Source organism: Larkinella fluvii (genome assembly GCF_051857545.1).
In the GTDB taxonomy this organism is placed as follows: domain Bacteria; phylum Bacteroidota; class Bacteroidia; order Cytophagales; family Spirosomataceae; genus Larkinella.
Genome location: NZ_JBPZHB010000002.1, coordinates 666,348 through 689,841 on the forward strand (window position 1 = coordinate 666,348; position 23,494 = coordinate 689,841).

The window sequence follows — 23,494 nt, forward strand, 5'->3', positions numbered from 1 at the left end:
AATATCATGAAATTCAATCATAAAAAACTAGTTCCGCTGCTGACTTTGCTGCTCATCGGACTGGGAGGCTGCAAGGATTATTTCGAACTGAAGGAGAATCCGAACCTGATCGGCAATCCGCCCCTGGCTTCTCTGCTTTCGACAACGACGCATAAAACCGCCCTCAATTCGCAGCGGGTTGCCAACACGACGTCCTACTTTGTACAATACCTCGCCAATCCGGGAACGGCGGGCTCGACGGATACCTACCAGATTACGGATTACACTGCCACCTGGGATGCGGTTTATTTCGGCATGGCCGACCTGTATGACCTCAAGAAAAAGGCGCAGGAGCAGGGCAGTTCCGAATATGTGGGTGTGGCCAATGTCATGCTGTCGTATCACCTGACGCTGATTGCCGATGTGTTCGGTGATGCACCGTTTTCCGATGCCTTTACCGGAACGACGCTGACGCCGAAGTATGACACCGCCGAAACACTCTACACGACGGCCCTGACGCTACTCAACGAGGGCATCACCGAACTGTCCAAAACCGATTCCAAGGTGAAGCTGTCGGCCTCCAACGATGTGATTCACAAGGGGAGCACGGCGGCCTGGATTAAAACCGCCTACGCCCTGAAAGCCCGGATGCTCAACAAAGTGTCGAAAACGAGCACCTACAAACCCGCCGATGTGCTCGACGCGGTGGCGAAGTCGTATGTCGCCAATGCCGATGATGCGCAGATGTCGACATTCCTGCTGCGGAATCCGTGGGCGCAGGTGGCCCGCAACAACGCGCAATTGCTGCTCGACGGCTGGCTTTCCGACCAGTTGGTTAATCACCTGAACGGCGTAACCTACGGCGTTATCGATCCGCGCATCGAGAAGATTACGGACAAAACCGTGAACAACGACTACAAGGGAACCCGGAACGGTCAGGGCAATGTGGGTGGAAACAACACGGTGAAAGACGAAAATTACATTTCCCTGAACTCCCCGCTGACGGGCGATGCGTCTCCGCTGCTGATTGTGACGTTTGCCGAAATGAAGTTTGTAGAGGCTGAAGCCGCTTTTCGGACAGGTGACAGGGCGCGGGCTTACGCGGCTTATCTGGCCGGTATTACGGCGAATATGGACAAGTACGGCGTGGCTGCGGCCGCCCGGGATGCCTATCTTGCCAATCCGGCGGTTGGCGTCGGCTCGGCGGCTTTGACGCTCGATCTGATTTTCAAGGAAAAATACGTAGCCACTTACCTCAACCCGGAAGCCTGGAACGACGCCCGTCGCTACGATTACAAATACAAAGGATTCCGCCTGCCGCTGAATGCCGCTCTGCCGACGTTCATCCGGAGAGCCGCCTATCCGAACGGCGAAAATTCGAAAAACGGTGCCAACGTCCCGGATGAAGTGCCGCTGTCGACCCCACTCTGGTGGGATAAGTAGGGTGTACGGTTTACGGTATTTGGTATTCGGTTTACGGTATTCGGTATACGGTGGCTGACGCGGGAACTGTAGGTGTGTGTCAGCCACCGTAAACCGTAAACTATAAACCATAAACGATAAACTAAACCCCGGCCCGGCTTCGTTTTTGAGAAGTCAGGTTTGGAAAAAGTCAGTTTTATATAAAATAATTTTCATGTTTCTTGGACTTTCAGAACTTGTTGCTAGCTTACAGCGTAGTATAGGTGTAATGCGTAATCTGAATTGGCTTTCCCTGGCCATTCAGTTCCACTCCTCTTCTTTTTATCTATTCAACGATGCCTCCAATTCGGTTTCAAGGTATCGTTGGCCTTTAATAGGGTCAGTCGAAGAAATTGTTTTTCTACGCACCGGTCAACCAGAGGGTAACCTCGAACGGGTTTAACGTATCCCGAAAAAAGATGACCAGAAGGGTCAGGACGAATTTCCTCCCCATTCGGAATGGTAATTGTTAGCAACGATCCGAGTATACTGAATCGTTGGGTCAATGCCGGAGTTCCGTCGCGGGTTTGCTTTATCAAATCAGGTAAGGGCCGATTAGCCTGGTTCATTTTACATTAAATTCTGGAAATCGGCCAAATTTTTAACGACTAGTTTATGGTAACGCCACTAAAGTTTAATACCACCAATCGATCCCCGTTTTTCTCTACCGTTCGGCAGCGTGTCAATGCGTATTTCAAAGACAATAACCTTTCTCCCAACGCCAATGGGGCCATGTGGGCTAAAGCCATTTTCTTCCTGACGGGTTATGCGGGGCTCTACGCGCTGATTCTTTCGAACCAGTTTGGACTGTGGACGATGCTGGGGATGGCTATTTTACTGGGCATGTTTGCGGCTTTTATCGGTTTCAATGTCTCTCATGATGCCATTCACGGTGCCTTCTCCTCAAAAGGATGGGTAAACCGGTTGCTGGCTTCCAGTTTTTACCTGATTGGCGCGAATCCGTACGTCTGGAAAATGACGCACAACGTCGTTCACCATACCTACACCAACATTCCCGGCCACGACGAAGACATCGAAATTGCACCGGGTCTGATTCGCGTGGATGTCGATGAGCCGCTTCGGCCCTGGCAGCGCCACCAGCAGTGGTATTCGTTCGCGCTCTATTCGCTGGCTTCGCTTTCGTGGGTATTTCGGAAGGACTATCTGAAATTTTTCAAGAAAACCATCGGCCACTGCGACAATACGAACCATCCCCGGAAGGAGTACATCACGCTGTTTGTTACCAAAGCGGCCTATTACGTCGTCTTTATCGTGATCCCTTTGCTGGTGCTGGATCTGACCTGGTGGCAGTTTGTCATCGGATTTGTGTTGATGCACATGGCCGAAGGGCTGGTGTTGGGGCTGGTTTTTCAGTTAGCGCACGTCGTAGAAGGCACGGCCTTCCCGGTTCCGGTCGAAGGTGTGGGCATTCAGGAAGCCTGGGCCGTTCACCAGATGCGGACTACGGCTAATTTTGCGCCCAATTCGCCCATTGCGGCTTTTTTCTGCGGAGGATTGAACCGCCAGATCGAGCACCATTTATTCCCAAAAGTGTGCCACATTCATTATCCGGCCATTACCGCGATCGTGCGGGACACCGCCCACGAATTCGGGTTGCCCTATATCGAAAATCCGACGTTCTCCACGGCGCTGGCGTCGCACTACCGGCTGTTGAAGAAACTGGGTCGGGAACCGGTAAAATCACAGGCCCCCGAATCGATTGGCGTTCCGGTGTAGTTCCGGTAGTTTTCAGAATTTCAAAGCCTTCGTTCTTTACTGCTTTCGTTGGTTGCCCCGTTCCCCTTTAGAGGCAACCAACGAAAGCAGTTTTTTTGTAATAACCAGTATCTCACGGACTTTCGTCTGTGGGACAAACCTAAATGGATTCCGGCGTTTTTTCGCAACGGGGAAGTCGCTTTCTTTACGGACAAATTGTTCGGAAAACTCACCTTTAGGTTCCTTATGTTACATCGGGTTGTTATTACAGGCATTGGCGCATTCACTCCCATTGGCAACGATATTCCAACATTCTGGCAGCACGTTGTCAATGGGCAATCGGCTTTTGCCGGTATCACCCGCTTCGATGCATCCTTGTTCCGGACCCGGTTTGCCGCCGAAATCGCCGGTTTTGACGCTGCTCAGTATCTCAATCGCACCGACGTCAAACGCTCCGACCGGTTTACACAATTTGCCCTGATTGCTGCCGACCAGGCCATTAACGATTCCGGTTTCGATCTCGCTCAAATGGACCCGTTCGATGTGGGTGTCATCTGGGGATCGGGCCAGGGCGGCACGGAAACGCTGGAAGAACAAACAAAAGAATACGCCCTGGGCGACGGCCAACCCCGGTTTAGCCCGTTTCTGGTTCCCAAGGTACTGGTGAATCTGGCCTCCGGCCTGATTTCGATCCGACACGGTTTCAGGGGCATCAACTACACGGCGGTTTCAGCCTGTGCGAGTTCCAATTCGGCCCTGATGGATGCCTTCAACTACATCCGGCTGGGAAAAGCCAAAATCATCGTCAGTGGCGGTTCCGATGCGGCCATTACACCCTCATCCTTCGGCGGGTATTGTTCCATGAAAGCCATGTCGACCCAAAATGACAGCCCCCAGACGGCTTCGCGGCCTTTCGACGTCGGGCGCGACGGTTTTGTGATGGGTGAAGGGGCAGGAGCCATCATTCTGGAAGAGTACGAACACGCCGTCCGGCGGGGGGCAACGATCTACGGCGAGATGACCGGCGCGGCCATGACCGGCGACGCTTACCACATTACGGCCACCCACCCGGACGGGATCGGGGCCACCAAAGCCATGCAACTGGCGCTGGCCGAAGCCCGCATCAACATCGAGGACCTGGATTACCTGAATGCCCACGCCACCTCCACGCCCGTCGGCGACCTGTCGGAGATGAATGCCGTAGCCAAACTGACCGGCTCGAAAAAAACAAAACTGCACATTAGCGCCACCAAGTCGATCACCGGCCATTTGATGGGTGCTGCGGGTGCCATCGAAGCGATCATCTGCCTGTTGGCAATGCGCGATAATGTGATCCCACCCACCATCAACACCACTGTCCGCGACCCGGCGATTCCCGAAAGCCTGCATCTCGTTTTCAAAGAAGCCGTGTCGACGTCAGTCAAAACCGTCATGAGCAACACCTTCGGTTTTGGGGGGCACAACGGAATTGTGGTTTTCCGGAAAGTGTGAGTTAAAGGACAGGATTTAGGGGCAGAAAGCGAAAGTTCTAAGACCGTAAGACGGGAATTTTCGGGGTTCCTGCCGAAATACGGGGGAAACCCCGGATCGATACAGGAATTCCCCCCTACCGAATCAGGGTGTCGTGTGTGACTTTTGAGGCAGTAATCTACTGATCACAAAGCGCCAACCTGATTGGGTACATCGTGGGTATGGAAACTCCTGAAAAGAAGAAAAAAAAGTTGCCGGTTCTGAGCGATACGGTTATCGTCTCCCTGTTTTTGCTCATCACGTTCTGCGCCGGAATTGCTTTCGTTTGGGCTGGTGTATACGGCACAAAAGACGGAAAACCGCTCACAGCCGTTCTGTGGTCGCTGGCCTGTTTTGTGCTGGGGGCGCTGATCGGTTTCCTGTTCGGGATTCCGCGCGTGCTGCAAGGCAACCCCCCACCACCACCTCCGCCGTCGGGCAGCCCGACTGCCACGCTTACCGCGCCACCACCGCCACCAGCACCGCCGACTCTCCTGCAAACGGCGGGGTACGATCTGCGGGTTAACACCAACCTGGAGCAGATTTCCGACTGGCTCACCAAAATCATCGTGGGGTTGGGGCTGGTCGAGTTGCGAACGGCTCCTGCCCGGCTCAAAAGTGCGGCAGGGTATATTGCCAGAGGCATTGGCCCCGGCACCGACTATTTTGCGGCTGGTCTGGTGGTCTATTTTACCATTCTGGGGTTCATGGGGGCCTACCTGATTACCCGCCTGTATATTGCCGGTGCGTTTGGCCGCGCCGACCGGGCCGCATCGCAACAGGAAGAGCAGGATCTGCAACGGGTCGAAAACATCCAACTGCCGACACTGGGCCGGGATGAGGTGTTGTCTGACGACGACAAAAAAGCCGCTAAAAACGTGGCCAGCAAGCCCCTGGCGGAGTTGGAATCCCCCAATGAAATATCGGTTTGGGCCAAAGCGCAACTCTCGCTGGGCAATTATGTCGATGCCGTGAAAGGGTACGGGAAAGCGATTGGTCAACTGGGTGAAGACCCAGAAAAACGGTATGCCTATGCAACGGCCCTGTATTACAGTGGAGCCAAAGACCTGGCCTTCGTGCAACTGTTGGAAGCCTACAAACGACTGACCGCAGCCTCGGATAAAACCCTGCGCCGAAATGTATACCGCTCACTGACCTATCAGGCGCTGTTTCAGGACCCGCCGAAAGGCTTCGACGATGCCATTCGGTTTGGTGAAGAATACGTTCGGGACCACCAGAACCTGGTTTCGCCGGGCGTCTGGGCCAACCTCGCTGCGGCTTATGGCCAAAAAATGAAATGGCTGCTGGCCAACAATCCGACCGATCAGACGGCGCTGGAGGCAACCCGGAACCGGGCGCTGGCGGTGGTTCAGCAAACCGCCGGAATGGGCGAGCGATGGAAGAAAAAGATTCGGGAAATGATGGATAAAAACTTCCCGAACAAAGACCCCAATGAAAGCGATCTCGAAGTGTTTGCCGGGGATGAAGACTTCCGCAAACTCGTGGGCCTTTGAGAATCTGGCCTGAGAAGAGGCATAAATAGGGGTTTAATCAGGGCAAAATGAATTCATAAATCAAGCAAACCTTACTTTAACTTTCAAACCGATGGAAAGCTCACAATCCCCGACCGATGTTACCCTGGAAATGTACGTTGATTTTCACAAAAAGCAGTTTGGTGTTGATAAAACCGAAGCCGACTTTGAGCAGGACGCGGCTAAATCGCTCCTGCGTCAGGGATGGATTCTATCGGTTGATTTGAATAAAGATATTCTGGCAATGCGCCGTACGGGCGAGTATGAAACCACTTTTAACCAGCATTTCTCCGCTGAAGGCCCATTTGCCGCTCTTTTGCTTGCCAATACGGCACTGAGAAAAGTGCTGTATTTCGAATGGCGGAGCGATACGGTTTTTTATTGTCCGCCCAATCAACAGATCGTTGACCCCGCCGATACCGACAGCCCCGGGTTTGATAATTACCTGCTGGCAGATGTCGATTTTGTTTTCAGCGACGATAGTCTACGGCAGTGGGAGAAGAATCCTTTTTCAAAATTCAGTGCGAAGTTAAACCTGTCAGAAATTGCCGAAACGACTTCTCCGAACCACAGCAACCGCTCATTGATCAAATGATTGCGCTGACAGGCTATACGGTTTTTCAGTACCTGCAGAACCGCGGAATCGTTAACCGGGAGGAATTCGTGGCCGGCAACCTGGTCATGATCGATAATCCGTTTCCGTCAAGCCGCAACGCCAATTTTATCGTCCGAAGAACAAACGGGAAGAATCTTTTTCTGAAGCAATCCCGGCGAATCACGGATGTGATGGATCGGCGGAAAGAACTGCTGTTTTACGAACTCGTAGGAAAACCGCACCTGGGTCTGGAAAAACACTGCCTGAAAGCCGTGACGCCAATCGACACCCGAAACCAGGTGCTGATTCTGGATCATTCGGATCAGTCGTTTACCTTCGAAGCCCTGATTGCCTGCACTGCCGCACCGTTGCGGGGGACACGACTCCGGCATCCTACGCGTCAAATTGGTCAAATGCTGGCTTATCTGCGGGAGAAACTGAGGGTAGAAACGGCCTGTGATTCGATCTGCCTGCATCGCTTCGGCACGTTTACGCCCTGGCTACTCACCCTTAGAGAGCAGGATGTTCTCGAAATCGAGAGAGCCAACAACCGGTATCTGTCGGCATTCGGTCGGTTTGTCCAACAACACAAAGGGTTGCTGGAGAAATTGCTGCGCAACTGGCAGTTTACGCACCTGATTAATACGGACGTTTGCTGGCGAAACATGCTGACCTCCGGAAATACACCGGATCAGGATTCCCCGTATTTCCTGATCGATTGGGAGTTTGCCAGTGTCGGGGATCCTGACTGGGAAATGGCGAGCCTGGCCGCCGAGTATCTGGTGGCCCGGTTCACGACGGCGGACACCCTCGACGTTCCCGCGCTTGCCAGTGGTCAGTACCGGGCATTGATACCCGTCCTGCTGGAGTCGGTTGTCGGAAAAATCGATCCCCTTGATCCGGCCTGTCGGAAAATCATTCAACTGCTGGGCATTATTCTGCTTCAGCACTATTATCGATGGGCGGTAGAAGGGGCGCAGAGCAAGCTGGTGGATTTTCCCAAAGTGTACGGCTATGCGCAGCGTTGTCTTACCGAAACCGAATCGGTTCTTCGCGAATTTTGATTTCATGGACTCAAACCGGTAAGAAATGGCCCACAAACCAATAGAACAACTCAAGTCGCTTGTGCGATTGATCCGGATCTCGGAAGATAAGCAGCAGATATTCCTGAACGGCGACGACAAAACCGGAGAGATTTGTCAGGATATGCTGGCAAAAAAATACATCTTCGACACCACCGATCTGAAAGCCGTACTCCAGGTTTGGTTGTATCGGGAGCATTACATTCGTCCGAACCAGAAACCGACGGAAGGCCCGAATGACGTCGATCAGTTTACCCATTCGGAATCCGGCGTCAGGCTTGACTTCTGGAATACCGGCGGATGGCGATATACAACTGGTGCTGTTCGGCCCGGCCGGCATTCCAATGAAGTTGTTTTACTGAAAGGCAGCAAGGCCCGCTGGGTCAGTGGGGGGCAATACATCGAAACCGGGGTCGCGGCCAATTCGGGCTGGATTCTGCTGGAATCGAACGAGCCAACCCACGAATTTGGGGCTGTTTCGGATGCCGTGCCGTTCAACTGGCTGTTTGGCCGGCAGTTATCCGACGGAGATGACCGGGGCAGAATCCGGTTTTATTTTAACCTGAAACCGACCAAAGCCGCCGTCACCTGTCTGGTGCGCGAAATTCAGAACGGTTTTAACCGCCACGAAGTACCTTTTACCCTCAAGTTTGTGGCCAATCCGGACAAATACAACCGGGCCGATTCGGCCGTGCTGTATACCGATCACCGGTATCTAAACCTGGTCGCCATTCTGTTGCAAAACTGTTATCGGGAGCTGAGCCGAAACGAAGCGCTTCGGCCGGATGTCCCGTTGTTTGTTCGGGAATTGGCTCCCGGTCTCGGGGTGGCGGAAGAACCGCATACCGGAACGAGTTTTGGCCTGGATCGCTCGTTTCAACTGGCGGATGCGCTGATGGAGGCCGGTCAGGCTTCGGATCCGGAAGCCCGAATCCGGAATGTGTTTGTTTTTTTAAGGAAAAAAGAATTTGACCCGGAAAACTTTCACCAGAACCCTTCGTCGCCCGTTCAATACCCGTTTCTGTTCGACCATTTTGCCAAACTCCGGCCGGGGGCTTGTCAGGCTTTGCCAGGGGGTGGAGATGACGGGTACCGGGTGGACCAGTTTCGGCTGGTCGACGAAATCGACGGGTTCGGTCAGCCGGGTTCGAGCCGGAAACCGTATCTCCTGGCGGCCCTGCGAATTGCCATTAAAGTGTGCCGGGAAGCAATCTGGTATTACGACAGGAAAACCGGGGAGTGGTCATGCAACTGGTTGACGTATCGGCCCAAAGACGGCCGGAACGAGGTCGTCTATCAGTTGCTGGATGATTCTTTCGAGGAAGGAATTGAAGGGGTACGGTTTTTTCTGCAAACTGTTTTAACCACCTGCTATCAATCTGAATGGCTGGATTTTGTGGTGAAAAGCGCCCGGCCCACGGGTCGGAATTTGGCAGATGGTCAGAACACGAGCCAGCCCGACTGGCATCTGAAAGATCCGGATCTGGATCGGTCATTCCGTTCGCTGTTCCAAACATCGGCATCGGTTTTGGAGGCTCTTCCGGACGAATTGGTGGCGGATGCCCTCATTGAACGCTATCTGAACCAGGACCGACCGCTCGGGAATGGGTATGGAGACCGGAAGCCGGAGCGGTCGGATCTATTCTGTCCTAATTTACAGTTTGGCCTGGCCGGATTCGGTTATTATTTTCTTCACGTCCATGATCCGCACCAATTCAGGCCCATTGTTCTTTCCAAATCGTTAGCGTGACAACCGTCCCCGACGGGTGAGCCGAATCGACCCGGATTTCGCCGGGAATGGCGGCCACCCGCTCCAGGATGTTTTTGAGTCCCATGCCGTTGGAATGCAGGTCGGACCGCATACCGATGCCATTGTCGGAAACGATGAGGTTCAGAAAATGGTCGGACACCGCAAGGCGAATCTGGCCAACGGAAGCCTGGGCGTGTTTCAAAATGTTGGTAATCAGCTCCCGACTGATGCTATACAGTTCCATTTCCTGTTTTTTGCCCAGCAACCCCTGGCGGTAAGCGGATTCGAAGGAAAGAACCAGCCGTCCACTTCGGTTCAGATCCGCAACCAGACTTTCGAGGGCCACCGACAAGCCCAGTTTTTCCAGTTCAGGAGGCATTAAATTGTGGGAAATTGAACGCACATCAGTATACGCCTGGTCCATGCTGGCGAGTAAATTAGCGTAGATTTGCTGCTCCTGAGCCGAGAGATTTTCGACTTCAAAACCGGTAAGCTGCCATTTTAGAGCCGCCAGCGTACTGCCCAAATTGTCATGCAATTCGGACGCGACCCGCTTGCGTTCGATCGACTGTCCGTTGTAGTATGCTTCCTGTATCTCCCGGTTTTTTCGTACCAGTTCGGTATTGGCTTCGGTGAGTTCGGATGTCCGCAACAAAACGCGTTCCTCCAGGGTATTGTTGACGTGGTTTAGTTGCTGGTTGGAGATGGCGAGCTGGTGCTGAACCTGGAGGATTTGCCGGTTTTTTTTATTCAGAAGGTAGTTGTTGACGATAAGTAAACTGATAAAAAGGAGGAACACAACGATACTGCCAGACAAGATAAGCTGTTCGTTTGTTTTTTTGTCGATGTCGCGATTGAGTCGTTCAACCTGAATTTTATTTTTTTCGTTTTCGTATTCAAAACGTAGCGCATTGATCTGCTTTTGCTGCATGTCATTTTTGTCTTTTGCCTGAACCGTAGTCAGTTCTTCGTGATGCAAAAGGGCTGACTTAAAATTCCCATTTTTTTTGTATACCAGATAGAGAACCTCGTTGAGTTCAGCGATTGTACTCCCCATCAGATTTTTAGTTCCCCGGTAGGCCTTTTGGGCAACTGCTAAAGCCTTGTTGGGGTAGCCCTGCAAAAGTAAAATTCGGGCTTTTTGAGCATCGGCCACGGCGATCTCATTCGGGTTATTCTGTTTCAGTTTGCGGAATAATTCCAGGTAGGATAAAGCCCGGTCATACGCCTTTTTATGCTGGTAACACGCCGAAAGATTGACCAGGCAATATCCTTCCACCTCGACAAAATAGGGGAAGCGGTTTTTCTTTAAACAGAGGTTGAAGAACGTTATCGCCTTGTCGTAGGCGGCATTCCGAAAATGAATAATTCCCACGTTATTGATCGATATCAGGTAGCGCAGCGTATCCCCGGCTTCCAGCAAAACCGGCATTGCCGCTTTGTAATAGGCCATTGCTTTTCCAGTGGCATTAAGATTCAGGTAGTTGTCTGCCAGATAGCGCAGGGCAAAACCCCTGTACGATTTGTTCTGTAATTCCTCCGCGATGTGAAGCCCCCGCAAAAGGTGTTCGCAGGCCCGGTAATAATAGCCCTTGCGGCCGGAATAATAGCCGTAATAACAATTGGTGATCATGAGTCCCCGGTTCCATTTCTGTTTTTCGGACAGCCCGATAGCCTGCTGAAAAAAGACCAGCGCGGTGTCGTCCTGCATGGCGAGTTTTCCCAGTTCGCAGAGCAGTTTTATCCGCGACGTATCGTTTTCAAACGAATGATTGGCAGAGGGAATTTGCGCCAGTTTTTTTCGTAAACTATCCACCGGCGATAATGCGAATGTGTCTGCCAAAGAAAGAATGAAAAAAAGAAAGGCCAGAGAAAAATGACGCATGGACAGGATGGGTTTCCGGTATAAACAAGCTGCTGATCAAGACGAATCGGTAAGCGGAAATTTCCGGAAAAATACGGGAATTCTCCCCTTGAATCTGCAAAAAACCAACGGCAAATTTACCAATTCCGATCACGATAAAACCGTGATCGGGTATCGAAAGGTAGTGACCTTCGTTGACCTAAACAATTGAAAATATGGTGAGTTTATTCGGAAAGGCTGAGGGATGCAACAACCGGAGCCTTTATGGATTGTGAAGTCGGGTATCTGCCGGTTTTTATACTGATAACAGGGGCAATCAGTGTCGGTCTCTTCCTGGTACGGCAACGGCAATTGCGCGACCAGCTCCGACATCGGTTAAAACAGGAATTCCTGGAACGGGAAAGCCTGGCTTCCCGGCTGGAAATGCAGCAGGTGCTGCTTGAGGAAACGGCCAGCGAACTCCACGAAAACGTTGGGCAGTTGCTAACCGTGACGCAATTGGTCATCTACACCATCGAAGAGAAAATCGGCGATTCATCCACCACACCTGATTTCAAAAAAGTCTTCGATTCGCTCCACACCAGCATTCAGGCAGTGCGGGGCGTTTCGAACACCCTGATGAAGAGCCGGAACCCGGATTTGTGGGATGGGATGAAAAAAATCTGTGATCGCATCCGTCAATCAGGCCCGTTCGAGGTCGATCTCACCCGGCATGGCCCGACCCGGCCCATTTCGCGCCGGGCCGAACCGATTTTGCTCCAACTTGTCCAGGAGTTTGCCAAAACGGTTCTGGAAAAATCGGGAGGACCCAAACTGACGATCCGGTTAAAATACGTTCTGTCATCGTTGTATATCACCCTGAGTGACGAAAGCTACGGATTGACCCCTGCGGAGCCGGGCGGTGGGAAGGACGGGGTTCCGGCTGCAATCCAAACGATAAACCGGAAAGTGGCCCTGCTGGGTGGCCGGTGCCTGATCATCGGCGGGAAAGGAAAAGGAACGTGGGTCGTCATTCGGCTTCCAACGGAGTTCGCTGAAACCAAACCGTCTTCCGTCGGGCCATGAACGTGTTGCACTAAACCACCATCGAATGCGCTCCGGGGGGCATAAATCGGATCTGGTACGTATTTTCGTTTTGCGGAAAATCGTCCAGAAACTGCTGGATAAGGGGCGTATGGTTCGACAAAATCAGTTCGATGGGCCGTTGTTGAACCGTTGCTGCCGTAACGATCCATTTCAGAGTGTCGTAATCCGGGTTGCCGTGTTTCCCATTGGCCGAAATGACGTATTGCTTCGCCCGCACTTTCCGGAAAAAATCCAGCGTTACGTTGCGGTCGCTGCCGTGGTGGGGGACTTTCAGCACATTGACATCGATGGAACCGTCGGGCTGCAACAAGCCGGTCTGCTTCAGGCCTTGCAGCAGATGATCACCCCGGGCGTCGCCGGTCAGCAGCACCCGAACACCGTTCGATTCGGCCAGCAAACAGATGCTGCTCAGGTTTGGAATGCTTTCGTCGGCCATCGCAAAACTTTCGATGTCGGCGGAGGCAATGGCTTCCTCCTGTTTGTCAAGCCACTTTTGCCATTCCTTTCGCAGTTCGGTCAGGTTCCGGGCGGTGGGGCCAACCACCGTGAGCGTTATTCCGCCGATTTGCAGTTTGAAAGGATGGGTTGTGGCTTTGAGCAACCCGCCCGGCACATTGGGGTTAATCGGAATGTTCAGTTGCAGCGCCCGGGTTCGCAGTTTGTTGCCCTGATTGATGGATTGAATCGTTACTTCTTCGGTATTTGCCATGCGGACGCCCTGCATGCCCGCCTGCTGAAAAACCGCACTGACGCGAACGGCGATGGTGTTGTTCTGCCCGATGGCTTTGTCGAAACTGTTGAACCAGAGTTGCGAAACCGAGATTTGCGGGCGTTGCAGCAGTTCTGAAAACAGATCCAGCAAGCCCACGATGTGGTCGCCGTCGACGTGGCTCAACACCACCAGATCGAGCTGCCCACCCCGTTGCTTGATGGCGTCCAGTTCCCCGCTGAGGTGATTGTCATACGTCCGTTCTGGCCCGCCATCGATCAGGATGTAGCGGACAACCCCGGCCGCATCCGGGGTTTCTAAAATCAGACAGTCGCCGAATTCGGCCTGAATCATGCGAAATACCATTGTTCTAAGGGGAAAACCGTGTCAAATACGTCCGAAATTCTGGATGGAAGGGGCCGTTAGTACCAGCGCAAAATCCTGCGAAATCGGTTTGGGAATGTTATAGGCACTGACCTTGATCAGATACCGCCCCGGTTGCGCAGCCTCCAGCCGAATCACCTCCACGTTATTTTTCCGATCCGGCGTTTTCAGCAACTGATTGGCCACGGCGTCCTGGTTGCCGACCCATTTGGTGGCAGGCCCGGCCGCCGGACGGTGTTCCAGGGTCAGATCCAGGTCGTTTTGCAGGGAGCGACCAGGAGAATCCGTGTAGACCAGACACAGCCGCAGCCAGCTTGCGGCCGGGAGGTTAAACGCAAACTGAAACCGCTGGCCGGTTCTTACAAACCGGAGTTGTGGATCGTTTTTCCAGGAATCGATAAAAATCAGATCAAAGCTTTCCGCTGTGTTCGGAATGGTCCGGCCCATGTCGATGCCCCCAAAACCCTGGTGAAAATTGGGCAGGGTAGGGTGTTCGGCCACGGCGCTTCGGCCCGTCAGCCATTTGGTGCCGTTGACGAGCGTGGCCCGGAGCAGCGCGGCACTGGGTTCGGCCAGGTTCCGGTCTTCGATGTAATACTGACGAACCAGCGCGGCACAACCGGCCACGAGGGGGGAGGCCATGCTGGTGCCGCCGTTGTAGGCGTATTCCGGGCGGGTGTCGGGTCCCCAGAAGTTCCGGAGGGGGGCCAGTTTGGATTTGGCCGAAACGATGTCGGTTCCGGGGGCCACCACATCGGGCTTGATCCGCTCGTCGTCGCATGGCCCCCGGCTACTGAACTCAGCCAGGGAGGTGGGGTCGCCCGACACGGTTTCGGACGAACTGGGGTTGACCGGAAACGAACCGCTCCAAACGTTGCCGTAGGTGAGCGCTGCGAGTCCGCCTGTGGTGCGGTTACTGCGGCTGGCACCCACTGTCAGGGCGTTTTTGGCGGTGGCTGGCGACCCCACCGAGAGCCAGTCGGCAAAACCGGGCTGCACCCGCTGGCTGGCTCTGGACGCGTCGCCGTCGTTGCCGGCCGCAATGACAATGAGCATATCCCGGTGTTGATCGACATACTCGTCCACTTCGTTGGAATTGAACGTGTAACGCGCTTCCGTATTGGCACCCCAACTGTTGTTGTGAATCCGCGCTCCTTTCAGATAGGCTTCCTCAAACAGATCGGCGAGGTTGAGCGGCAAACCGCCCAAACCGCCCCGCGCATCAAGCAGGGACTGGAAAAAAATGGAGGCTTCGGGGGCGGTTCCTTTGATGGCTCCGCCCGATGCCGACCCATCACCGGCTACCGATCCGGCCACGTGGGTTCCGTGGCCATTCGGGTCGGAATGGTCACCGGGCCGTCCCAGGCCCACCGCTCCGATCAGGCGATTGACCAGATCCGGGTGGGTGTCGTCGATACCGGTATCGGCTACACCCACAATCTGACCTTTTCCGGTTTGGGGAATATTGGTGGTCGTCAGCCCCGGTGGCACGGGTGCGTTGTCGATCCGGAGCAACTGACGGGCCGCGTCGTTGAAGAGTTTCGGGAGCGTATATTCTTCAATGTCAAATACTTCTGGCATGGATCGGAGGTCGTCGAGCAGGGGGTCGTCTTCCAGTGCCTGAATGCGAATTTTCCGTCCTTTCGCCTGAACCACCAGGGTATTCCGGTCGCGGAGGGCATCCACCACGATGTCGAGGTCGTCGGGCAAATGGAGCAGGACGTCGTAGGTTTTTATACTGCCCAACTGCGGAACGCCCCCGCCGACGCCACGGGTAGCCGTTCTGCTCCTGATGACGGGTGTGGCATAGCGCACCACGTCTGTAACGAAGGCTTCGTTGCGTAAATCCTGCACCTGTGCAATGGACAGTCTGGCGGAGAACGAGTTGGGCGGAAAAAACTCGATCGGGCTGACATCCAGCACCTGCAGCCGATCCCGCTGGGATTCCAGCAAGGGACCGTTCAGGTACACTTTGTAAAAATCAATGTCGCGCGGAAAATCTTCCGCGTTCTCCACAAAACCGCCCCGGGGCCGGCCAATGGAGAAACTCCCCGCCCGACGCGGATCGTCGTCTACGGCAGGCGGTTCCGAAACCGGGATTTCTTCCACAATCAGACCCTGTTCGCGCAAGGCAGCAATTTGGGTGTCGTCGGCACTGCCAATGACAAAACTCTCGGTTTCTTCGGCCTGAGAGAGCAATTGCCGGGCGGCATTCTGCTCAAACTCATGCATGAAATGAGCAATAACACGTTTGATCGCCATGGCGGTAGGAGGAAGGCTTTAGGGTGAATGAAGGACCTGTCGGGTGTTGATGAAGCGGGGTGTTCCGGCCCGATCTACCAGACAGGAACAGGTGCTAAGGTATCATTCTGAAACCCAGAATCCATCGTATCGGAAACGGTTTTTACTGAACGGTAAGTTGTGAACCGTTGGCTCGTTTCGCTTTGAAAAACCGCCTGAAAAGGAGTGAATGACTGGCCGGTGGTTGACAGGAAAATTTCGGATTATGAACCTGTTTTTCGGGTAGAATTGGACCGGATTTCCCATTTGTACGTTGGAAAACCAAGTGAATTCGTATGAAAGCAATACCGCCCGGTGCCCTGACGCGTGATGTATCAACCCTGCTCAATCTGTTCGACTTTGAAGAAAGTGCGGTTAACTGGATGACGAAAATGGCGTACGAATACGTAGCGAGCGGGGCCGCCGATGAACTGACCCTCCGCTGGAACCGCCAGGCTTTGGATGCGATCAGGCTCAACCCGACGGTTTTGACGGATGTGAGCCAACTTGATACCAGCGTTTCGCTTTTTGGAACCCGTCTATCGCATCCCATTCTGATTGCGCCTACGGCCTACCATCGGCTCCTGCATCCTGAAGGTGAACTGGCTACGGTTCGGGGAGCCGGAGCGGCTTCGGCACTTTACGTCGTCAGTTCGTTTACGACCACGCCCCTCGCCGAAATTGCGCAGCGGGCGACTGGGCCGCTCTGGTTTCAGCTTTATGTTCGGGACGACCGGGCGTTTACCAAAAATCTGATTCAGGAAGCGGAAGCCCTGGGCTATCGCGCCCTTTGCATTACGGTGGATACGCCCACGCCCGGCGTCCGGAACCGGGAACACCGGAGCCGATTTAAATTGCCGGACGGCGTACACACGCCCCACATGGGCGGGCCGTTGGTCGAAAAAAAACCGCTTATCTGGAAAGATATTGAGTGGATTCAGTCGTTTGCCAAAACACCGGTTTTGCTGAAGGGCATTCTGAACCCGGACGATGCCGAACGGGCGGTTCAGGCGGGCGTTTCGGGTATCATCGTTTCCAACCACGGTGGCCGGAATCTGGATACCGTACCCGCTACGATCGATGCCCTTCCGCGTATTGCGGAGCGCGTCGACCAGCGGATGCCGATTTTGCTCGATGGCGGCATTCGACGCGGAACGGATGTGCTGAAAGCCATTGCCCTGGGTGCCAGCGCGGTTTTGGTTGGTAAACCGATCTGTTTTGGCCTGGCCTGCGGAGGAGCTGAGGGCGTCGCCAAAGTGCTGCAAATCCTGCAATATGAACTGGAACTGGCCATGGCACTGACCGGTCGGGCGACTTTGGCGGGCATAGACCGCTCGGTAATCTGGCAATAGGACGGCGGCCTATTCGCCCGGCGTTGTCAGGCTACCGATGGCGCAGCCGTTACGGTTTTTGCTTCAGATAGGGAGGATCGGGCGGCAGCGGCACCACATCGGTTTCGCCTTCGATTACCGGAAATTCACCCTTCTGCCACTGCTGTTTGGCCTGTTCGATAAGTTCCAGGCTGGTGGCTACAAAATTCCAGTAAATATGACGTGGTTCGGCAAAGGGTTTTCCGCCAAAAATATAAACCGTGCTGTTGGCGTTGATCGTAAATTCGCAAAGCTGGCTGTTTTTAGCCACCAGAATGCGTTTGGGTTCGTAGATATGGCCTTCGCTTTCAATGCTGCCTTCCAGAATATACAGGCCCGCTTCACCGATCAGTTCATGGCCAATGGTCAGGGTTTTCGTAGCTGGACTTTTGATTTCCAGAAAGAACAGATCGCTGTAAACCGGCACGGGTGATTTTCGCCCAAAAGCCGTACCCGCAATCAGTTTGTAGGAAACGCCGTCGGTTTCCCAGGCCGGTATTTCGTCGGCATTCGCGTGGAAGAACGAAGGCGGCATTTCTTCCAGCTCTTTCGGCAGAGCCACCCAGATTTGTAAACCGTGCAGGCTTTTATCCGAATGACGCAGGTGTTCCGGGGTTCGTTCCGAATGAACGATGCCTTTTCCGGCCGTCATCCAGTTGACCTGACCGGGGGTGATTTCTACTTCCGTGCCGAGGGTGTCTTTATGGAAAATGGCTCCGTCAAAAAGATAGGTGAGGGTCGAAAGGCCGATGTGTGGATGGGGGCCAATGTCGATATTTTCGTGATCGCTCAGGTGGGCAGGCCCCATGTGGTCGATGAAAATAAAAGGCCCCACCATCCGCTTTTCGCGAAAGGGGAGGAGCCGGCCGACCAGAAAATGACCAATGTCGGCCGGGCGTTCTTCGATAATGATGGATATATTCGACATGTAAAACCCTATTTAAAAAGCAAAATACGAAACGCTGGTCAACCCGCCCCTCACAGCCGTCGCTCGTGGTGGATCGAAATACTATACCCGGTATAGTTTCCGGCAATGCCGTTGCCCGAGTCGGCGGGTTTGAAACTGACAACGATTTTATCTTTGTAAAAGATCTGGCGTTCCGTCAATTCCGAACCGGCCACGGTTTCGGCGGGCAGAAAGCCCATTCCGATCAATTCCCGGCGCAAAACCGCCTGCACGGTTTTGGAAGGCTGCTGAAAATTCAGTAAGCCCAGCCGACCGTTGCAAATGTACTGAATCAGGGCCGACGTTTGGGTCAACGTACTGACGTAGGGAAACGCCTGAAATTCGTAAATACAAGCCGGATTCGCTACACTTTCGGAGCGGTTTTTGAACAGAAATCCTTTTCGGAACAGGCAGGAATCGAACTGGGCGGTTTTCAGGCAGGTCAGGTCGATGAGTTCGCGCATCGTGATTTGCTGGGCGAAAACCGGACTGCTCAGGAGGAAGAAAAGGGAAACGAAACGATACCTGCGTGCCATGTCAATTTTTAAGAAGAGGTTGCATTATTCGTTTTACAAACAAATAATTTGCCAGACTTGCCTGAAAAAGCGAAACGCCAGTCCAGGCTGGCGTTTCGCAATGCAATACCGCTAAAAGGAACTGCTTAAACCGGTTTCGAAAATTTGGAACCGAACAGAAAAATGACGGCGTAACAAATAATCGGGAGGTAATAGGCCGCAGCCACATCGTATTCGGCAACGGCACCCATCGCAAACGGAAAGAGCGCACCACCGCAGACACCCATCGAAATAAAGGAAGCCGCCTGTTGGGTGTGCGAACCCAGGTTTTTCAAACCCAGGCTGAAGATGGTTGGGAACATGATACTGAAAAAGAAATTCAGCATCAGCAGCGCGATGAAGGAAGGCCATCCCCAGCTTTGAGCGATAATGAGACACATGACGATGTTGCTGGCTGCAAAGATCGCCAGCAGCGAATGGGGAGCGATAAAGCGCATCAGGAAAGTCCCGACAAACCGTCCGGCTAGCATGAGACCCATGAACAAGACCATGTAGTTCCCGGCGGTTTCATCGGAAAAACCCATTTTTTCGTGGCCGTAGTTGATGAAAAACGCCCAGGTACCGGCTTGGGCCGCGACATTGAAAAACTGGGCAATGACGGCCCAAACGAAATGCCGGTGCTGAAAAAGGCCCTTCCCCGGTTCAATATCCACATTGACAGCTTCCGGATCAACGGCAGCCGCACCGTGCGGGTCGGTCAGCGCGGGGACTTTAACAAACGAAAACAGCACTGCAATCCCGGCGATGACGCTGCCGATAACGATGTAGAGCGTCTTGACCGACGTCAGGTCCGTGCTTCCTTCCGTATTGCCCCGAAGCAGAAAGTAGGCACCGATGGCGGGTCCCATGATGGCCCCCAACGCATTGAAGGCCTGGGCAAAATTGATCCGCTGGTCGCTCGTGCGCTGGTCGCCGAGCGAGGCCACAAACGGGTGAGCCACGGTTTCAAGGGTAGAAAGTCCGCAGCCCAGGATGAACAGGGCCAGCCCGAAGTAGGTAAAGGAAGCCGCGTTGGCTGCCGGAACGAACAGAAAGGCACCCGTAGCAAAAAGGCCCAGGCCCAGTAAAACACCGGCTTTGTAGCCAAACCGCTTCATGAAAAGACCGGCAGGAATTCCCATGACGAAATAGGCCCCGAAAATGGCAAACTGGACGAAAGCCGACTGGGTTTTGGTCAGGCTCAGCACATGCTGAAAGTGTTTGTTGAGCACATCGCCCATCGTGATGGCAATGCCCCAGAACATGAACAGGGAGGTGACAAATACGAGGGTAATGAGGTACTTCTTATCGGTGAAAGCCGCTGGCTTTCGGTTACTGACACTGGCCTGCATAAGGAAGAGTTCGTTTAGATACGGGTCAAGGGTTGCTAAGACGTCAATTGAAGGGACAAGGTAACGCTTAATTTTAATTTGGTAAATGAAGCCCACAAAAAAGCCGGCCCCTTTCGGAGTCGGCTTTTTTGCCCCTAAATCCCCTGAAGGGGACTTGGACGCAGAATCCAATGGATGCTGAAAGTCCCCTTCAGGGGATTTAGGGGCTGAATAGCTGACCTATTTTTCGTGCTTAAACACCTTCACCATGTAGACACTCTCCTGAATTTTTTTGATCTGATCCTTCCGCGCCAGCTTGGCGAGACCGTTTTTGCGGCTCATCCGGATCGAACTGTTTTTGAGCGAGTCGGTCGGAATGGCGGAAATGGCCCGGAACAGGTAATCCGTTTTGATGGCAAACGTAGCGCCTTCCGTGGAGGTCTGCTTGCCGCTGATGATGCCGATCACATTGCCTTTTTCGTCCAGCAGCGGACCACCGGAGTTCCCGGGGTTGACACTGATGGCCACCTGATACGCCGTGGAGTCACCCCGATACCCGGTTTTTGAACTCAGATAGCCTTCGCCGTAAACGATTTCTTCCCGTGGAAAACCCAGCGTAAAGACGCGTTCGCCGAGATCGGTTGGCCCCGCTTCAAAACCGTAGGGCAGGACGGTTTTTCCCCGAAAGGCACTGTCTTCGTGAACCTGCAAAATAGCGAGGTCATATTTATGATCAGCGTAAACGACTTTGGCTTTATAAATATCCCCGTGCGTACTTTGGATGTATACCGAGTCGGCGTCCTGGATGATGTGCGTGTTGGTGACCAGATACCCGTCCGGCGACAGCAGGAAGCCCGAACCGGCCACCTGACCCGGATTGATCTGCAAGGCGCGTTCGCGGGCGTTCAGATCCTGCAAAATCGCATTCTGCGAACGCCGGATGGCCTGCAAATCCCGGCGCATCATGCTGTATTGTTCCTGCTGCTTGTGGCTCGACTGGTATTGCCGCACCAGCATCAGCGTTCCGAAGGTCGTAATGAGCGCAACCGAAGCGGCCACCGCCAGAATGGGGCGGTAGGTTTGCCACAACTGCCGGATCGTTCCGCCGTTGCGGTGCAGTTTCCGAACTTTAGACACCTGGCTGGCTTCGTCCCGAACGGCGTCCATGTCCAGGCTGGCATGAATCCGGTTCAGACGGCTGCGGAAGTCAGTCCGCTGGCCATAATTTTTCAGCGCTTTCGCCAGTTGCTGTTGCTCATTGGCACGCTGGGCCAAAACCGGGTCTGACCGACGGAGCGTTTCAAATTCCAGCCGTTCCGTTTCCGTCAGCTCGTTCCGAAGCCATTTGTCAATCCAGTCGGTGAATTTCTGGTGGTCGATCATCTTACTCCTCTTTAAATACTGAAAAGAACAACCGTTTAAGCCGCATCAGACACTTGTACTTCTGCGTTTTGGCATTGTCGGCGTTCGTATAGCCAAATTTTTCGGTAATGTCCTGCATCGACAGATGGCGGATGTAAAAATCCTCCAGCAACGTCCGGCAGGGTTCTCCCAAGCGGTCGAGCGAATCGGCCATCAGGTCGAACTGGCGGTCACGGGCCTCGTGATCAATCAGATCGTCGTCCACATCGGCCAGGTCTTCGGTATCGATCAGCGAATGGCCGTTTCGACTCCGCTTCGATAACTGCTTGAGCCAAAGCCGGCGACTCACCGAATAGAGATACGTTTTTAACTGGCAATGCAATTCCAGCGAATCCGATGTCACTTTCTCGTACAGCACGATCAGCGTTTCCTGATAAATATCTTTGGCATCGTCTTCGCTGCCGCTGTTATTCTGGATCAGGTGTAATACCATCGGAAAATACCGCCTGTACAGTTCTTCCAGCATCTCGTCCGAACCGTTGGCTAACCCTGCAAGCAGTTGGTCGTCAGATACATGCAAACGGTTGGACTCTGTCATTGGTTCCTTGCATACTTAATACGATTCCGGGTCAAATGTAACCCAAAAATAAATTTTAATTTTTCTGAAAAAAGATGGGTTACCTAATGGCCTTTCCCGTATTAAAGGTGAGATCTAAAAAACTTTTAAACTAACTACTCTCATGAAACGTATCGTTAAATCTGTATTGTTCGTTGCTACAATGGTTTCTTTGGCTGCTGCTTGTCAATCTAAAAAAGCTGAAGATACAACTTCAACGACGGACTCAACTGCAATGTCTTCAGACTCTTCTATGATGTCTGACACGACGATGGCAACTGACAGCATGGCTGCTGATTCAGCAAAATAATTCTACGTTTCTATAACGTACGAAAGCCGCCCAGCAATGGGCGGCTTTTTTGTTTTTAAGCCTGACAACCCGGATTTGCTACAATTCTAATTTAGACTAGTAAAAAATAATACCGCTTAACAGTTGTTTATTTAGAAATAGTCTAATTAATTTGTGCTACCCAAACGACTGGTTCATCATGGCGAAGAAACTCTATTGGCTTATCATCCTCCTGACTCTCCGTGTAACGACGTTTGCGCAGGGCGTTCCGAAAACCGAGCGGATCGTCTCCCTGAACGGAACCCTGACCGAAATTCTCTGCGATCTGGGGCTGCAAAACCAGTTGGTCGGCGTCGACATCACCAGCACCTATCCGGCGGCTATGGAGAAAATTCCGAAAGTGGGCCACAATCGAAACATCGGTGCCGAAGCCGTTCTGGCCCTGCGTCCTACCGTCATCATTGGTGTTCGATCCAACGGAAGCATGGATCTGAAGCCGGAAGTGCTGCAACAATTCAAAAGTGCCGGGGTGAAAACACTGATTTTTGATCAGGAAACGAGTGTGGCCGGCACCAAAAAACTGATTACTGAGGTCGCGAAAGCCTTCGGTGCTTCGGCGAAAGCAGTGGCCCTCACCCGCAAACTGGATGCCGATCTGGCCAAGGTACGAAAACCGGCTAAAGTCCAGAAAGTACTCTTCATCTATGCTCGTGGCACCGGAACCATGATGGTTTCGGGCCGGAATACACCCATCGAAAAAATCGTCCAACTGGCCGGGGCGCAGAATGCCTTCAACGACTTCGAAAGCTTTAAACCGCTGACACCGGAAGCCCTGGTGAGTGGTAATCCGGATGTGATTCTGCTGTTTACGAGCGGATTGGAAAGCCTGGGTGGGATCGACGGTTTGCTGAAGGTGCAGGGCGTGGCCCAAACCAACGCTGGTCGGAACCGCCGGGTGATTGAAATGGACGGGCAGTTGCTGACCGGTTTTAGCCCCCGACTGGGGCTGGCCGTGCAGGAATTGAGCCGGAAACTCAGTCAGGATGTATCCTTAAAATAAAACGGAATAGACCCACACG

19 protein-coding genes are annotated in these 23,494 nt (G+C 53.3%); 11 read left to right on the plus strand and 8 right to left on the minus strand.

Going from position 1 to position 23,494, the window contains the following annotated elements; translation table 11 throughout:
* The first annotated feature begins 6 nt into the window (after positions 1-6).
* The 7 genes from ACS5NO_RS06730 (at position 7) to ACS5NO_RS06760 (ending at position 9,624) form a co-directional block, all read left to right on the plus strand.
* Entirely contained in the window at positions 7-1,422 is a 1,416-nt protein-coding gene (locus ACS5NO_RS06730) for a SusD/RagB family nutrient-binding outer membrane lipoprotein (RefSeq protein WP_439414412.1), read from the plus strand.
* A 633-nt stretch (positions 1,423-2,055) separates the two neighbouring features.
* Positions 2,056-3,177 (plus strand): fatty acid desaturase family protein, encoded by a 1,122-nt coding sequence (locus ACS5NO_RS06735; RefSeq protein WP_439414413.1) that lies wholly within the window; start codon positions 2,056-2,058, stop codon positions 3,175-3,177.
* A 225-nt stretch (positions 3,178-3,402) separates the two neighbouring features.
* Positions 3,403-4,647: a beta-ketoacyl-ACP synthase II gene (fabF, locus tag ACS5NO_RS06740; protein WP_439414414.1), complete on the plus strand. Its 1,245-nt coding sequence runs from the start codon at positions 3,403-3,405 to the stop codon at positions 4,645-4,647.
* Between the two features lie 200 nt (positions 4,648-4,847).
* Entirely contained in the window at positions 4,848-6,179 is a 1,332-nt protein-coding gene (locus ACS5NO_RS06745; protein WP_439414415.1) for a hypothetical protein, read from the plus strand.
* Positions 6,180-6,270: 91 nt separating this feature from the next.
* Complete coding sequence (locus ACS5NO_RS06750) at positions 6,271-6,792, plus strand: hypothetical protein (protein ID WP_439414416.1); 522 nt, start codon at positions 6,271-6,273, stop codon at positions 6,790-6,792.
* Positions 6,789-7,856: a phosphotransferase family protein gene (locus ACS5NO_RS06755; RefSeq protein ID WP_439414417.1), complete on the plus strand. Its 1,068-nt coding sequence runs from the start codon at positions 6,789-6,791 to the stop codon at positions 7,854-7,856. Before ACS5NO_RS06750 ends, ACS5NO_RS06755 begins: the two co-directional genes overlap by 4 nt.
* 25 nt (positions 7,857-7,881) lie before the next feature.
* Positions 7,882-9,624: a T3SS effector HopA1 family protein gene (locus ACS5NO_RS06760; RefSeq protein ID WP_439414418.1), complete on the plus strand. Its 1,743-nt coding sequence runs from the start codon at positions 7,882-7,884 to the stop codon at positions 9,622-9,624.
* On the opposite strand, the gene ACS5NO_RS06765 is transcribed toward ACS5NO_RS06760, so the two are convergent.
* Entirely contained in the window at positions 9,590-11,467 is a 1,878-nt protein-coding gene (locus tag ACS5NO_RS06765) for a tetratricopeptide repeat-containing sensor histidine kinase (RefSeq protein WP_439414419.1), read from the minus strand. The two genes, ACS5NO_RS06760 and ACS5NO_RS06765, sit on opposite strands and share 35 nt — an antisense overlap.
* A gap of 285 nt (positions 11,468-11,752) precedes the next feature.
* Here ACS5NO_RS06765 and ACS5NO_RS06770 point away from each other — a divergent pair, with 285 nt between their 5' ends.
* On the plus strand, positions 11,753-12,553 hold the full coding sequence (locus tag ACS5NO_RS06770) for a sensor histidine kinase (RefSeq protein WP_439414420.1): 801 nt from the start codon (positions 11,753-11,755) through the stop codon (positions 12,551-12,553).
* A gap of 10 nt (positions 12,554-12,563) precedes the next feature.
* Here the strand turns inward: ACS5NO_RS06770 and ACS5NO_RS06775 are convergent, their stop codons facing one another.
* Positions 12,564-13,637, minus strand: a complete 1,074-nt coding sequence (locus tag ACS5NO_RS06775) for a ComEC/Rec2 family competence protein (RefSeq protein ID WP_439414421.1) — start codon at positions 13,635-13,637, stop codon at positions 12,564-12,566.
* Between the two features lie 33 nt (positions 13,638-13,670).
* Positions 13,671-15,929: a S8 family serine peptidase gene (locus ACS5NO_RS06780; RefSeq protein ID WP_439414422.1), complete on the minus strand. Its 2,259-nt coding sequence runs from the start codon at positions 15,927-15,929 to the stop codon at positions 13,671-13,673.
* 314 nt (positions 15,930-16,243) lie between these two features.
* Here ACS5NO_RS06780 and ACS5NO_RS06785 point away from each other — a divergent pair, with 314 nt between their 5' ends.
* Positions 16,244-17,299 (plus strand): alpha-hydroxy acid oxidase, encoded by a 1,056-nt coding sequence (locus ACS5NO_RS06785; RefSeq protein WP_439414423.1) that lies wholly within the window; start codon positions 16,244-16,246, stop codon positions 17,297-17,299.
* A gap of 49 nt (positions 17,300-17,348) precedes the next feature.
* Here the strand turns inward: ACS5NO_RS06785 and ACS5NO_RS06790 are convergent, their stop codons facing one another.
* The 5 genes from ACS5NO_RS06790 to ACS5NO_RS06810 form a co-directional block, all read right to left on the minus strand.
* The gene (locus tag ACS5NO_RS06790; RefSeq protein ID WP_439414424.1) at positions 17,349-18,245 is read right to left on the minus strand and encodes a pirin family protein; all 897 of its coding nucleotides are present in this window, start codon (positions 18,243-18,245) and stop codon (positions 17,349-17,351) included.
* 50 nt (positions 18,246-18,295) lie between these two features.
* Positions 18,296-18,799 carry a hypothetical protein gene (locus ACS5NO_RS06795; RefSeq protein ID WP_439414425.1) on the minus strand — a complete coding sequence of 168 codons (504 nt, stop codon included), beginning with the start codon at positions 18,797-18,799 and terminating at the stop codon, positions 18,296-18,298.
* Between the two features lie 125 nt (positions 18,800-18,924).
* Entirely contained in the window at positions 18,925-20,169 is a 1,245-nt protein-coding gene (locus ACS5NO_RS06800) for a sugar MFS transporter (protein WP_138989349.1), read from the minus strand.
* Positions 20,170-20,388: 219 nt separating this feature from the next.
* Positions 20,389-21,531, minus strand: coding sequence for a trypsin-like peptidase domain-containing protein (locus ACS5NO_RS06805; protein WP_439414426.1), 1,143 nt, complete (start codon positions 21,529-21,531; stop codon positions 20,389-20,391).
* A gap of 1 nt (position 21,532) precedes the next feature.
* On the minus strand, positions 21,533-22,108 hold the full coding sequence (locus tag ACS5NO_RS06810) for an RNA polymerase sigma factor (protein ID WP_439414427.1): 576 nt from the start codon (positions 22,106-22,108) through the stop codon (positions 21,533-21,535).
* Between the two features lie 142 nt (positions 22,109-22,250).
* On the opposite strand from ACS5NO_RS06810, the gene ACS5NO_RS06815 reads away from it, so the two are divergent.
* On the plus strand, positions 22,251-22,436 hold the full coding sequence (locus tag ACS5NO_RS06815) for a hypothetical protein (protein WP_114405693.1): 186 nt from the start codon (positions 22,251-22,253) through the stop codon (positions 22,434-22,436).
* A gap of 178 nt (positions 22,437-22,614) precedes the next feature.
* Complete coding sequence (locus ACS5NO_RS06820) at positions 22,615-23,475, plus strand: heme/hemin ABC transporter substrate-binding protein (protein WP_439414428.1); 861 nt, start codon at positions 22,615-22,617, stop codon at positions 23,473-23,475.
* Positions 23,476-23,494 lie beyond the last annotated feature (19 nt).

Coding starts and splice junctions, on each gene's coding strand:
- ACS5NO_RS06730 (WP_439414412.1), top strand. CDS start 7: ATGAAATTCAATCATAAAAAACTAGTTCCGCTGCTGACTTTGCTGCTC.
- ACS5NO_RS06735 (WP_439414413.1), top strand. CDS start 2,056: ATGGTAACGCCACTAAAGTTTAATACCACCAATCGATCCCCGTTTTTC.
- fabF (WP_439414414.1), top strand. CDS start 3,403: ATGTTACATCGGGTTGTTATTACAGGCATTGGCGCATTCACTCCCATT.
- ACS5NO_RS06745 (WP_439414415.1), top strand. CDS start 4,848: ATGGAAACTCCTGAAAAGAAGAAAAAAAAGTTGCCGGTTCTGAGCGAT.
- ACS5NO_RS06750 (WP_439414416.1), top strand. CDS start 6,271: ATGGAAAGCTCACAATCCCCGACCGATGTTACCCTGGAAATGTACGTT.
- ACS5NO_RS06755 (WP_439414417.1), top strand. CDS start 6,789: ATGATTGCGCTGACAGGCTATACGGTTTTTCAGTACCTGCAGAACCGC.
- ACS5NO_RS06760 (WP_439414418.1), top strand. CDS start 7,882: ATGGCCCACAAACCAATAGAACAACTCAAGTCGCTTGTGCGATTGATC.
- ACS5NO_RS06770 (WP_439414420.1), top strand. CDS start 11,753: ATGGATTGTGAAGTCGGGTATCTGCCGGTTTTTATACTGATAACAGGG.
- ACS5NO_RS06775 (WP_439414421.1), bottom strand. CDS start 13,637: ATGATTCAGGCCGAATTCGGCGACTGTCTGATTTTAGAAACCCCGGAT.
- ACS5NO_RS06780 (WP_439414422.1), bottom strand. CDS start 15,929: ATGGCGATCAAACGTGTTATTGCTCATTTCATGCATGAGTTTGAGCAG.
- ACS5NO_RS06785 (WP_439414423.1), top strand. CDS start 16,244: ATGAAAGCAATACCGCCCGGTGCCCTGACGCGTGATGTATCAACCCTG.
- ACS5NO_RS06790 (WP_439414424.1), bottom strand. CDS start 18,245: ATGTCGAATATATCCATCATTATCGAAGAACGCCCGGCCGACATTGGT.
- ACS5NO_RS06795 (WP_439414425.1), bottom strand. CDS start 18,799: ATGGCACGCAGGTATCGTTTCGTTTCCCTTTTCTTCCTCCTGAGCAGT.
- ACS5NO_RS06800 (WP_138989349.1), bottom strand. CDS start 20,169: ATGCAGGCCAGTGTCAGTAACCGAAAGCCAGCGGCTTTCACCGATAAG.
- ACS5NO_RS06805 (WP_439414426.1), bottom strand. CDS start 21,531: ATGATCGACCACCAGAAATTCACCGACTGGATTGACAAATGGCTTCGG.
- ACS5NO_RS06810 (WP_439414427.1), bottom strand. CDS start 22,108: ATGACAGAGTCCAACCGTTTGCATGTATCTGACGACCAACTGCTTGCA.
- ACS5NO_RS06815 (WP_114405693.1), top strand. CDS start 22,251: ATGAAACGTATCGTTAAATCTGTATTGTTCGTTGCTACAATGGTTTCT.
- ACS5NO_RS06820 (WP_439414428.1), top strand. CDS start 22,615: ATGGCGAAGAAACTCTATTGGCTTATCATCCTCCTGACTCTCCGTGTA.